Below are 12,422 nucleotides of genomic sequence, written 5' to 3'. Positions count from 1 at the left end.
GGATTGTTATTTCACCAGCAGCATCCGTTCGAGCGCGAGGCGCGCTTTCTCCGCGACGTCCGGCGCGACGTAAATTTGCGGCTGCATCGTTTCGAGGCAGCGAACCAGCTTCTTGAGATTATTCACTTTCATGTTCGGACAGACCAAGTATTTCGAAGCGAAATGAAACACCTTGTCCGGGCTGTCCTTCCGAAGCTGATAGCCGGTGCCGTCTTCCGTCCCGACGATGAACTCTTTATGCTCCGATTTCTTGCAATAGTCGATGATCGCCGTCGTGCTGCCGACGAAATCGGCCATCTTCACGACTTCCGGCCGGCATTCCGGATGTACGACGAACTGCGCGTTCGGGTATTGGGCGCGCATCTCGGCGACGTCCTTCACCGTCAGCATGTCGTGCGTATTGCAGTACCCTTCCCAGATGATCATCTTCTTGTCCGTAAACTTCGAGACGTAGTCGCCCAAGTTTTTGTCCGGCACCCAGATGATCTCTTCCGCGTCGAGCGATTGAATGACCTTCACGGCGTTCGCCGACGTGCAGACGATGTCCGTCTCCGCCTTGATTTCCGCGGACGAGTTGATGTAAGTGACAACCTTCGCGTTCGGATGCTTCCGCTTCAGCTCGCGCAGCCCTTCGACGTTGACCATGTCGGCCATCGGGCAGCCGGCGCGCTCGTCCGGGATGAGCACCGTCTTGTTCGGGGCCAAAATTTTGGCGCTTTCGCCCATGAAATGAACGCCGCAAAACACGATCGTATCCGCATCGGTCTCCGCCGCCTTCTGCGCGAGCAGGAACGAGTCCCCTCGGAAATCGGCGACGTCCTGAATTTCGTCACGCTGATAATAATGGGCTAGAATGATAGCGTTGCGTTCCTTCTTCAACTGCTCCAGCCGTTCGCGAAGCTCCCGATTCTGCTCCTGCTTGCGCGCAAGGGCCAAAGCTTCCATGGTAGCCGCAGTCATGCGACCCACTCCCTTTCCCCTTCGGGTTCAAGTCGATCATTCAACGGATGAGTCCTGCCATTAGTTTGTGAAAAAAAGTACGATTATATGAAGAATACATAAACTTTCATAACGTGTCAATTGGTGAAAACCCGCGATACGGCGCGAAAAAGGCGCTGCGTCGACCGCAGCGCCTCCATCATTTACTTCTCTTCGTCATCCTTATCGACCGTCAGCTTCTTGGCGTCGTCATGCTCCGCCTGCTTGCCGATGTTGACGCGAATGTCGTCCGTCTTCGGCGCCGTCTCGGCGCCGGCCGATTCGCCGGCTTCCAGCGAGCCGCGCTTGATCAGCGCCTCGATTTGCTCGAGGTCGAGCGTCTCCTTCTCGAGCAGCGTCTGCGCGATCAAATGCACCTCGCGCTCGTGCTTCTGAAGAATCGCTTTGCCCTTCTCGTAGCACTCGTTGATCATCCGCTGCATCTCTTGGTCGATCTCGTACGCGATCTGGTCCGAGTAGTTCTGTTCGTGCCCGATGTCGCGGCCGAGGAACACTTGGCCCTGCGTCGTGCCGAACTGCATCGGCCCGAGCTTGCTCATGCCGTACTCGGTAATCATCGAGCGGATAATCGCCGTCGCGCGCTGGAAGTCGTTCGACGCGCCGGTGCCGATTTCGCCGATGTACAGCTCTTCGGAGATGCGGCCGCCGAGCAGCCCCGTCACCTTGTCGAGCAGCTCGCTCTTCGTCATCATGTACCGGTCTTCTTTCGGCAGCATCATCAGATAGCCGCCTGCGCGGCCCCGCGGAATGATCGTGACCTTATGCACCATGTCCGCGTTCTCGAGATGATAACCAATGATCGTATGACCGGCTTCGTGGTACGCGACGATCCGCTTCTCCCGCTCGGAGATGACGCGGCTCTTCTTTTCCGTACCGACGATGACGCGGTCGATCGCTTCCTCGATTTCGGCCATACCGATTTCCTTCTTGTTGCGGCGCGCGGCGATAAGCGCCGCTTCGTTCAGCAGGTTCTCGAGATCCGCGCCCGTAAACCCGGTCGTATATTTCGCGATGTGGTCGAGTTTGACATCTTTGGACAGCGGCTTGTTGCGCGCATGCACCTTGAGCACCGCTTCGCGTCCCTTCACGTCCGGACGGTCGACCGTAATCTGGCGGTCGAAGCGGCCCGGGCGCAGCAGCGCCGGGTCGAGAATGTCCGGACGGTTCGTCGCCGCGATGATGATGATGCCTTCGTTGACGCCGAAGCCGTCCATCTCGACGAGCAATTGGTTGAGCGTCTGCTCGCGCTCGTCATGCCCGCCGCCGAGGCCTGCGCCCCGCTGACGGCCGACGGCGTCGATCTCGTCGATGAAGATGATGCACGGCGCGTTCTTCTTCGCGTTCTCGAACAGGTCGCGCACGCGGGATGCGCCGACGCCGACGAACATTTCCACGAAGTCGGAGCCGCTGATGCTGAAGAACGGCACGCCCGCTTCCCCGGCGACCGCGCGCGCGAGGAGCGTTTTGCCGGTGCCCGGAGGCCCGTTCAGCAGCACGCCCTTCGGAATGCGGGCGCCCACGGCGGAAAACTTCCGCGGATCCTTAAGGAATTCGACGACCTCGACGAGTTCCTGCTTCTCCTCGTCGGCTCCCGCGACGTCCTCGAACGTGACCTTCTTCTTCTCTTCGTTATATAAGCGGGCGCGGCTTTTGCCGAAATTCATCACCTTGCCGCCGCCGCCCTGCGCTTGATTCATCAGAAAGAAGAACAGGATGAAAATGATGATGAACGGAACGATCCCGGTCAGGAACGCGACCCACAGCGGTTCGCCCTCTTGCGGCAAATGTTCCTCGACGACACCGCTTTCGCGGAGCATTTCCAGCACGTATTCATCCAAAGGAGCCCGCGTTTCGAAGGAGGGATCTTCCGGCGCTGCCCCCTTATATTTTCCTGTAATCAAGTAGGAAAATCGGTCCGCCCGGACGGTTACTTCGGCGATCTTCCCGTCGGCCAACGCCTGCCGGAACTCGCTGTAGTTCAGGGTGTCCTGCTGGTTGTTTTGGTTGCTGATGAAATGCACGATTCCGACGGTTACTAAGAAAATAATCAGATAAAATCCGGTGTTCCGGACGATCTTATTCATTCCCTACCTCCTCTCAGGCGTGAATCTATTGTATCATAGCCGAAACCCGCACAACAACAAAGCCGGGACCCGGCGTAAGCCCTTACCGCACGCCTGTTACGCATGGCTCGAATACACTTCTGGCTTCAACACGCCGACATAAGGCAGGTTCCGATATCTCTCCGCATAATCGAGGCCGTAGCCGACGATGAAGGCGTCCGGAATGAGGAAGCCCTTGTAGTCCGCCTCGAGCTCGACGGTCCGATGATGCGGTTTGTCGAACAGCGTCACGACCTTGACGGAATGCGCGTTCCGCCGCTCCAATACGTCGATGAGGTACGAAAGCGTCAGTCCGCTGTCGATGATATCCTCGACGATGAGCACGTCGCGGCCTTCGACCGGCGCGTCGAGATCCTTGATGATCTTCACGACGCCCGACGATTTGGTCGCTTTGCCGTACGACGACACCGCCATGAAGTCGACTTCCAGCTTGAGATCGATGTTTTTGACCAAATCGGCGATAAACAAGAAAGCCCCCTTCAGCACGCAGAGCACGAGCAAGTTTTTCCCGGCGTAATCCGCCGAGATTTGGCGGCCCAGTTCGGCCACCTTTTGCTGAATCTCTTGTTCGGTGAATAACACTTCCTGAATGTCGTTGTGCACGTTTGTCCTCCCGTCGGCGTTTGACCGTGGTAGTATAACTATCGTATGTAGGTGCTTCCGGAACCATAACCCGTCAGTCGAAAATGTTCCCCTGAACCCGCAGCTCCATGGCCAAGATGCGGACCGTCGATGCGGTCACCGCCCCCGCCTTGGCGCGCCGAAACCCCGGCACCCACAGCAGGTCCCCTTCGCGGGAGGTCACGACCGGCCACGCCTCGCGGAGGCGCCGCGGCAATTTCCCGTCGACGAACATATCTTTTACGGTTTTGGTCCCGTTTAAACCGAACGGCTCCATTCGGTCTCCCGCCCGGCGCGACCGCACGATCCACGGGGGCGCCAGCGCGTCCGCGTCGAACCATGCGGCGAACGGATCGCCGGACGGGGGCGGCTCGAACCGATCCGCGGGAAGCAGCCGCCATGCCAGCTCGCCGTTCACGCCCCCGAGCGCCAAACGGCCGTCTCGGGCGACGTCGATCGCGAACTCGAACGGACCGGCCGGCGCCGGCTCGTCCCGCGCCCACTCGAGCGCGTCGTACGATCTGCGAAAGACGGTGCGCCCGTCGAGCCGAAGCTCGAGCGTCGTCGGCGCGTCGGCGGCGATCGCCTCGCGCATCCGCTCGATTTTCGCGAAATCGACCGAGTCTTCATCCAAATAAAGACTATTTAATATTATTTTAATCATTCGCCTTTGTAAAGCGATATGCGCCGCCAGGAAGGCGTCCCGGCCGAGCCGGATCGAGCTTTCTCCGCGCTTCGCTTCCGCCCTGACGCGCTCCCGGGCCAAAGCGTCGAGCAGGTCGTCTTCGTCCGCCGTCAGCTCGGCGATGCGCCGCAGCGACTCGCCGGCGCCGGACCGAAACTTCATTATATAAGGAAGAAGGTCCAGCCGGACGACGTTCCGGAAATAATCTCTCGACGCGTTGGACGAATCGAATCGGGGCGACAATCCGTGCCGTTCGCAATACGAGGCGAGTTCGATTTTATTTATACGAAGCAAAGGCCGCACGAGTTTCATTCCGTCCACGACATTCGTGAAACGAATGCCGCCGAGCCCGCCCGGTCCCGTGCCGCGGAGCATTCGCATCAGCACGGTCTCCGCTTGATCGTCGGCATGGTGGCCGAGCGCCGCCGACGAGCCGCCCCATTCCGCGGCCGCCGACCGGAGCGCGGCCAGCCGCAGCGTCCGGGCCGCGGCCTGCTTATTGTTGCCGTGCGCGGCGAGAGCGGCGTATACGTCGACCCTCCGAACGAAACAGGGTAAGCCGAGCCGCTCGCACAACTCCCGCACGTACGCCTCCTCCGCGTCCGACTCGTCGCCGCGCAGGCCGTGATTGACGTGGACGGCCGCAAGCGCCCAATCGAAGCGCGGCGCGAGGGCATGCAGCAGATGAAGCAGCGCGACGGAATCGGGGCCGCCCGATACGGCCGCGACGAATCGTTCGCCGGGCGCAAACAACGCCCGCTCCCGAATCAGCCGTTCGACCCGCCGCGCCAATTCGTCTTCCCCCATCGCATCCGCCTCCTCCCGTTTACCCTCCGCTCATGCGCCAGACGACGCCGACGAACGCGGCGAGCGCCCCCGCGAACCACATCGCCGGCCACCGTTCCCCGGCTGCGGGGCCGCGGGCGGCGGCCGCCCGCCAATCGGCGAGCGCGCGCTCCGCGTCCGCGTAGCCGCCGCGCAGCATGCGGCGGAGCACATCCGCCGCGCCCGCCAACCGGGCGCATTCGCCCGGCAGCTCCAGCAGCTCTCGCGCTTTGTTCCTCCGCGTAGAACCCGCGATCGCCCGCAGGCGCCTTCCCATGCCTGCGGCCTCCAGCATCGTCACCGCGAAGGCGAACAAATCGTACGCCGGGTCCGCCTTCCGATGGCCGAGCTTCCAAAAACCGCGGTCGTACAGCTCCGTAAACTGCTTCACCGCTTGCCCGAACTTCGTCGCGCCGCCGAAATCGACGAGCCGGGCTTCGCCTCCCCGGGCGATCAGCACGTTCGCCGGTTTGACGTCTCCGAACGCCCATCCGGCCGCATGGAGCTCCCGCAAACGCGCGAGCAGCCGCTCGCCCCAGGCGAACAGTTCCTCCGGCGAAGCGGCGGCGCCCGCCGCCTCGCCGAGCGGCACGCCCGGCACGAACGACATCGCGTAAAACGGGAATTCGGCGCCGCGGCACGTCCCGTCGTCCGATAGCAGCAATTTCGGAGCGCTTTCGCCTACCGTCTGCAGCGCGTTGATTTCGGACTGGAGCGCATAGGCGTCGTTCCCGACTTTTAACGCACAATGGGAAGGCCCGAGCGGATCCCGCGCCAAATAGACGCTGCCGTTCGCACCTTCCCCAAGCCAACGCTCGATCGCAATCGTCCTTCCGCTCCACCGACCGACGACGCGATCCCCGGGCCGAAGCCGCATCGGCCTGCCGACGGCTTCAAACAACGTAATCGCCCCAAGCGGCCTCGTCGACGCGGCTCGGCTTCGTCCGTTCGCCGCCTTCGAACAGCGCCAGCGCTTCCATGATCGCCGGACCTGTAGGAGTGGTTCCTTTTACGTTTAATTTATATAGAATCTGCTCGATTTTTGCAAGTTCCGACGTCCATTCCGTGTCGATTTGTATACCGCCCGCGCGATTTCCCGGGAAATGGATAACGGCAAGCTCGCTGCGGCCTGATCTAGCTTGCATGCTGAGCATTAAGTCGTATGCGGCATCGCGAACGGCGTCGAATTTATGCTTCATGCTGGCGCTCGCGTCGATCAGCAGGGCGACCCGCAGCGGCGCTGTTTCCGTCCATTCGTCGACCGAGCGGACGACCTGAGCCCGCTTCTCCGGCGGCAGCGTCGCGAGCGACGCTGTCTCGTCCTTGAAGATCGTCTTCAGCTCGGCGTTGACGACCTGCTGGATCGTCGCCACGACCGTCTGCCGCGTCATCATTTGCATCGTGGAAGCCAGCTTCGCCGGCGACACGATTCGGTACATGCCGCCGCCCGCCTTGGCGATCGCCGCGATTTCTTTCTCGCCCCGCATGCCCTGCTCTTCCCGGTCGACGACGCCGATCACGTTGACGACGACCCCTCTGGCGTACGCCTCCGCCGCCGCCGTAATCGGGCTGATGCCTTCGTTCGAATTGCCGTCGGTAATGACTATGATTTGCTTCAAAACAAGACGCTCCCCTTCCGACCGTTTCTAGTACTAGTTTCAAGTTCCTAGTTCTAGCATTGACAGAAGAGGAGCGTTATAGACTCCAAACCTCGCAAAATCGTGCGTTCAGCTCACCGTCCTCGGCCGCTCGATCGTCGTTTGCCCGTGCCAGCGGAACGTCGACCACTCCGGGGTATACTTATCGATTTTCGCCACGATGACCGTCATGTCGTCCACCACTTCGCCGTCGTGGTGGCGAATGACCGTCTCCAGCAGCTTGTCCGCGATGTCCTGCGGCGTGCCGTCGCGCATATCCCCCAGCACCCGCTTCATCCACAGCTCTTTGTTGGCGGCGTGGCCCGGCGCGTCGTACACGCCGTCCGTCATCATGATCAGCAGGTCGCCCGGGAGGAGCTGCTGCATCACCAGATCGACCTCGATATCTTTCAGGATGCCGATCGGCAAATTGCTCGCCGTGATCGGAATGACTTCGTTGCCGCGTTTGATAAAGCTCGGCGTTGAGCCGATTTTCATGAACGTCGTCTTCGCGCTGTACAAGTCGATGATCGCGAGATCCACCGTCGCGTATATTTCCTCGGACGAGCGGAGCGTCAGCACCGAATTGACCGATTTGATCGCCAGCTGCTCGTCCATGCCCGATTGGAGGAGCTGCTGCAGGATGGACAGCGCGTCGCTGCTCTCGGCGCGCGCCCGCTCGCCGTTGCCCATGCCGTCGCTGACGGCCACCGCGAATTTGCCGTTCCCGAGCTCCATCGTCGCGAAGCTGTCGCCCGACAGCCATTCCCCGCCCTTGGCCGCGCAGGCGATGCCCGTTTCCACCTCGTATTCTTTCGCGGAGGAGAACAGCACCGTCGTCAATCCTTCGCCGGGATCGTCCCACCGCTCCTGGCGCACCGCGATCGTCTCCCCGAGCACGTCGGAGAGAAGCGGCGCGATCATTTTGCGGCATTCGTCGAACCCGCGCCCGAAGCCGTGCACGATCTCGATTTCCACGTTGCCTTCTTCCAAGGAAATAATGTCGAGCCGCTGTACCGTCAGCCCCATGTCTTCGAGCACTTGGGAAATTTGCTCCTCCTGCAGGAACAATCCCTGCCCTTCGCGGCGGATTTCCTTCACCAGATCGTCCATGACCTGAGACACGCCGAACAGCTGCTCCGATACGAGTTTGCGGCTCTCCTGAATTTGCCGCGTCCAATGGCGGTCGTGCCGGTATTGTTCATACTGCTTTTGCAAAATGGTCAGCACCCGGTCCGTCTTATGGCACGCCTGCCGCCACTCCATGCGAATATCGTCCTTCGTGAACTCGGGATTCGTCTCCACCTCCGTCATCATATCGGTCATATATTTGTAAGTTTTATAAAACCCCCCGTCCCAGCATGTCGTTCGTTTGAAGCACGTCACGCACGCTTCGCTCGTCACCGCGTTCACGAAATGGCTCATTTCCGCTTCGTGCTGCAGCAGTTGGTTTTTTTCCGTCAGCTGCCCGAAGCTCTTGGACAGCTGCTTGAACACTTCCGAAAATTGATTGACCCGGTTGGCCGTAATGTCGCGGATGCGCCGCGCATAATCGTGCTGCGACTTGGCGTGCTCCTGCGTGCCGGGCACATATTTGGCGATCGTCCGGATCATGCCCTTCGGCAGGAACAGGAACAGCGCGACCGCCGCCACCGATTCGTACGTCGATTGCAGCACCTGCGGAGCGTCCCCCGTGTACAGCGCCAGAATCGACGTGCCGAGCAGCATGCCGAAGCCGACCGCCATCTTGCCGCCCTCCTTCAGCAAGCCGGCCAGCATGCCCGCGAAGGCGAGCAGGCTGATCTGGTGGATCGCCGACATGTCGGCGAGGCTGAGAATGAGCCCGGTCACGACGCCGACCGCCGCGCCGATCGGAGCGCCCCCGACGAAGGCGAGCACGAGAATGAGGAACCGCGACAGCGCTTGATCGATCGAGACGGAACCGACTTCCCAGTGCACCGTTCCGGTCATCACGGAGGCGAGCAGAATGATGAGGCAAATGATTTCTTCGTGGCGGAGCTGGTAATTTTTCCGCGTCAGCGTGAACACCGGCAGCGCCTGGAGGAAGATAAGCGTCAGCACGCAGCTGAGCCCCGCCTCCACGGACGTCATCATAACCGCGTACCACGTCAAGTTCGATGCGACGATGTCCGTAAACAAGCCGACGGTGAACGCGGATAAGAAGACAAGCACTGGCGCATGCGATAGATCCGCTTTCTCATAACGCGCCAGCCCCTTGTGCAGCAGGCCGAACACGACGAGCTGCCCGGCGATCGTCCCGATCTGCAGATGCGGGGCGAAAGCGCTGCCCGCGAGCAGCGCGACCGCCGTCATGCGCGCCATCCCCGGCCGCAAATAGACGAGCGCCGCGAGGAACGCGAGCGCGAACGGCGCGAGCTCCCCGAAGATCGTCGCCCGTCCGAGCAGGAAGGCGACGAGCATCAACACGAACGCCCAACGCTTGCCTACCGCCGCTTGCACCAACCGGTTGTGCATGAACCACGTCTTCGCCGAACGGCGCCATCGGTCGGTCGCGCCCGCGGCGTCCCAGCCCAGGCGCTGCATTACGTTTCGCTTTTCCATGTTCGAAGCCACCCCTAATTCGTATTTCCTTCCGCAGGAGAAATGAGTGGTTTCATTATAGGAACAACTCTATTAAAAAGTTTGTCACAATGCGTTGGTAGGGTTCATTTTTTTTCCGACAAATCCGGCGGATCGCGCGGAGCCTTGGCAAGCGGGCGATTCGGCAGGATCGCCTCGGAAGGCGATCCCCGGTTGCCGTCGATTCGTATCGCCGCGCTGTCGTAAGATGATGTCGAACCGAACGGCATGCCGTCAGAAGCGCGGGTACGCGCGAAATGTTCAAGAAAAATAAAGGTATATTTTTCGGAAACGCAAAAAACCGCGAGGCCTGATCGGCCTCGCGGTTCGTCTTCGTAAGGCTGCGCTATCCGGGTCAGACGCGTTTCGCGCCGCGCCCTCCGCGCTTGCCTTCCGTATTCTTTTTAAGGGAGGAAATCCGTTCTTCGCTGTCCTTCAAGAAACGGGACATTTTGTCCTCGAAAGTCATGCGTCCGCCGCCCGAGAATCCTCCGCCTTGCCGGCGATCGCCGCCCCGGCCGCCGCCGAAGCCGCCTCTGCCGCCGCCGCCGTATCCGCCGCCTTCGCGCGGACCTTCGCGGTGGAAGCTCGGCCGCGGCGCCTCCGGAGGCTTATCGACGGCTTTCTTGATCGAAAGCCCGATTTTCCCGTCTTTGTCCACATTGATCACTTTCACCGTGACTACGTCTTCCAGCTTTAAGTGATCTTTGACGTCCTTGACGTAGCTGTCGGCGATTTCCGAAATGTGCACCAGACCGGTTACGCCTCCGGGCAGTTCGACGAAAGCGCCGAAATGGGTAATTCCCGTTACTTTCCCTTCCAGCTTAGCGCCAACTTCAATGGTTGACATAAAAGAACCTGTTCCTCCCTCGATGATCGCATAAATGGATTAGCTGAATTATACAGAATCCGCAAACTTTCGGCAATGGACATTATTCCGCCGGCGGTGCGAACACTTTGTCGCCCGGGCGAGACATGCCGAAATCTTTGCGTACTTTCTGCTCAATATATTCAGGATCTTGAAGACGGGTGACTTCCGCTTGGTACGCCTCGTTCTCGGCCTTCACCTGATCGAGCCGCTGCTGGAGCGCCCTCAGCTCCGCTCGCTTCTCGTTCATGGCGAACGTCTGGTCCCACATCGCCACGACGGCCCATAACGTAAAACCGCCGACGAGCGTTAGGAACAAGCGCCGCCTTCTGCGGGCGCCCTTCGTGATGTTCGGTTGTTTCGATCCGGAACCCGCTGCCGTCCCCGCTGCCATTGCCGTCAACCCCCTGCTACTTGCGTGTCGTCCATCGGCGGATGATCCGCCATCCCTCTGCGGCGCGCCGGGCCGCGGGAGCGAGCCAGCGATCTCCGCGCACCAGCTTGTACAATCGAACAACCAGCGGCCTTACCAGCCAGACCGCGATTTTCCACAGAGGATAGAGCAATTGTATCACAAGTTTTCCAAGGAAAATAGACAAGGCCGCTAAAAATCCTAAAACGGCGATACACAAACGGTACAGGCCGATGACCGGACGCACGACCAGAACATCGAACAGCCAAATCGAAAACCGGATCAGTCTGCGGACGAGCTCGATCGCCCTTTGGATCGCTTGTACAAAAAAACCGCTGAGCAGGGCGAAATACATCGAGATGCCGAGCAGGAGCGCGAGGAATACGTAAATGCGCACCTCGCCTCCGTTGCTGAGGTACAAGACGCGGAACACCGCGGCCGTGGCGACGGCCCAGTACAGGATGTCCAGCGGCGGAAGCATCCAGCGCGGGAACCGGAGTTCGCCGGACAGCACCCGGTATCCGTCGTACAACAGCCCGAGCGCCGCCCCGCTGAGCACCATGGCGGCCATCGTCAAAAATTGAACGCTGAGCGTCACTTGAACAGCTTCCCGAGAAAGCCTTTCGTTTTGTCCGGACCCGCGCCGTCCAAATACGCGAAGGCGTTGACGGTGCCTTCGATGGAAACGAGACCCTGCTCGAGGTTCAAGTTTTTGATATGTAAATTTTGCCCCTTAACGTTCAAATACCCCAGCTCGGTTTCCAGCATAAATTCTTCGCTGTCGAAGCTGTCGACGTTCAGCACGCCCGTCACTTCCAAGAGACGGCGATTCAGCAGTCGGACCTCTTGACGTTTATTCTTCCCATGCTCCACCATGGCATGTACCCCTCCCTTATATCCTTACCTTATGGGGGAAGGGGGCGTTTTAGAACAAGCCGCCGCGGGCCAACGGCAAAAAAAGCCGTCCCCGGTCGGAAACGATTCTCCGAACGGGGACGGCTTCGCGCAGGCGGGAAAGCGAGTTAGAACAGCCCCTCGCTCGCGTGCGATTCTTCTTTGATTACGGTATACATGCCGGCCGCTTCATCCTTGCGCGTCGTCTCGGCGAGCCGCTCGATGCGAACCGTGACGCTCTTCGAACCGAATCGTACGGTCACCTCGTCGCCGGGCTTCACGGTGCTGCTCGGCTTCGCCTCTTTCCCGTTGATCCAGACTCGCCCTTGGTCGGACACGTCCTTCGCGACGGTACGACGCTTGATGAGCCGGGAAACCTTCAGGAATTTGTCGAGGCGCATCTTACTTCACGGCTTCTTTGAGCTTGTTGCCCGCTTTGAACGCCGGAACCTTCGACTCCGGGATCGGGAGCGTCGCGCCGGTTTGCGGGTTGCGGCCTACGCGAGCGGAACGCTTGCGCGTTTCGAACGTGCCGAAGCCGATCAATTGAACCTTCTCGCCGGAGGACAACGCTTCGGTTACTTCGCCAAGGAAAGTGTTCAATACAGCTTCGACGTCTTTTTTCGTCAAGCCGCTTTTCTCGGAAATGCTGTTGATCAGATCCTGTTTGTTCATGCTTACGATTCCTCCTAATCGATCCAACGTGAAAAATATAGCAATAACTTTGTATGTATTCTCTCGGATGCTAAGAAAATCC

General features: G+C 60.0%; 12 protein-coding genes and 1 pseudogene. All 13 read right to left on the bottom strand.

Annotated features, from left to right (window positions below):
- Positions 1-6 precede the first annotated feature (6 nt).
- Positions 7-945: a quinolinate synthase NadA gene (gene nadA / locus VE009_RS22045; protein WP_325011477.1), complete on the bottom strand. Its 939-nt coding sequence runs from the start codon at positions 943-945 to the stop codon at positions 7-9.
- Between the two features lie 197 nt (positions 946-1,142).
- Positions 1,143-3,083, bottom strand: coding sequence for an ATP-dependent zinc metalloprotease FtsH (gene ftsH, locus VE009_RS22040; RefSeq protein ID WP_325011440.1), 1,941 nt, complete (start codon positions 3,081-3,083; stop codon positions 1,143-1,145).
- A 96-nt stretch (positions 3,084-3,179) separates the two neighbouring features.
- Positions 3,180-3,725, bottom strand: a complete 546-nt coding sequence (gene hpt / locus VE009_RS22035; RefSeq protein WP_325011438.1) for a hypoxanthine phosphoribosyltransferase — start codon at positions 3,723-3,725, stop codon at positions 3,180-3,182.
- 73 nt (positions 3,726-3,798) lie between these two features.
- Positions 3,799-5,235, bottom strand: coding sequence for a tRNA lysidine(34) synthetase TilS (gene tilS, locus VE009_RS22030; protein WP_325011436.1), 1,437 nt, complete (start codon positions 5,233-5,235; stop codon positions 3,799-3,801).
- A gap of 19 nt (positions 5,236-5,254) precedes the next feature.
- A complete protein-coding gene (locus VE009_RS22025; RefSeq protein ID WP_325011434.1) occupies positions 5,255-6,154 on the bottom strand; it encodes a protein kinase domain-containing protein in 900 nt (299 codons plus the stop codon).
- Positions 6,147-6,881, bottom strand: a pseudogene (locus tag VE009_RS22020) (VWA domain-containing protein); the annotation flags it as partial. The gene VE009_RS22025 and the pseudogene VE009_RS22020, both read right to left, overlap by 8 nt.
- A gap of 99 nt (positions 6,882-6,980) precedes the next feature.
- On the bottom strand, positions 6,981-9,473 hold the full coding sequence (gene spoIIE, locus VE009_RS22010; protein WP_325011432.1) for a stage II sporulation protein E: 2,493 nt from the start codon (positions 9,471-9,473) through the stop codon (positions 6,981-6,983).
- 373 nt (positions 9,474-9,846) lie between these two features.
- Positions 9,847-10,341: a S1 domain-containing RNA-binding protein gene (locus VE009_RS22005; protein WP_325011431.1), complete on the bottom strand. Its 495-nt coding sequence runs from the start codon at positions 10,339-10,341 to the stop codon at positions 9,847-9,849.
- An 82-nt stretch (positions 10,342-10,423) separates the two neighbouring features.
- Positions 10,424-10,753 carry a septum formation initiator family protein gene (locus tag VE009_RS22000; RefSeq protein WP_325011429.1) on the bottom strand — a complete coding sequence of 110 codons (330 nt, stop codon included), beginning with the start codon at positions 10,751-10,753 and terminating at the stop codon, positions 10,424-10,426.
- Between the two features lie 16 nt (positions 10,754-10,769).
- The gene (yabQ, locus tag VE009_RS21995) at positions 10,770-11,369 is read right to left on the bottom strand and encodes a spore cortex biosynthesis protein YabQ (protein ID WP_325011427.1); all 600 of its coding nucleotides are present in this window, start codon (positions 11,367-11,369) and stop codon (positions 10,770-10,772) included.
- Complete coding sequence (gene yabP / locus VE009_RS21990; RefSeq protein WP_325011425.1) at positions 11,366-11,647, bottom strand: sporulation protein YabP; 282 nt, start codon at positions 11,645-11,647, stop codon at positions 11,366-11,368. The genes yabQ and yabP overlap by 4 nt, the downstream gene beginning before the upstream one ends.
- Before the next feature lie 146 nt (positions 11,648-11,793).
- Positions 11,794-12,066, bottom strand: coding sequence for an RNA-binding S4 domain-containing protein (locus tag VE009_RS21985; RefSeq protein ID WP_325011423.1), 273 nt, complete (start codon positions 12,064-12,066; stop codon positions 11,794-11,796).
- Position 12,067: 1 nt separating this feature from the next.
- Complete coding sequence (locus VE009_RS21980) at positions 12,068-12,340, bottom strand: HU family DNA-binding protein (RefSeq protein WP_325011421.1); 273 nt, start codon at positions 12,338-12,340, stop codon at positions 12,068-12,070.
- Positions 12,341-12,422 lie beyond the last annotated feature (82 nt).

It is taken from the genome of Paenibacillus sp., from assembly GCF_035645195.1.
Taxonomy (GTDB): Bacteria; Bacillota; Bacilli; order Paenibacillales; family YIM-B00363; genus Paenibacillus_AE.
The sequence above is the reverse complement of the archived record's forward strand: the minus strand, read 5'-3'. Positions and strand labels throughout refer to the sequence as shown.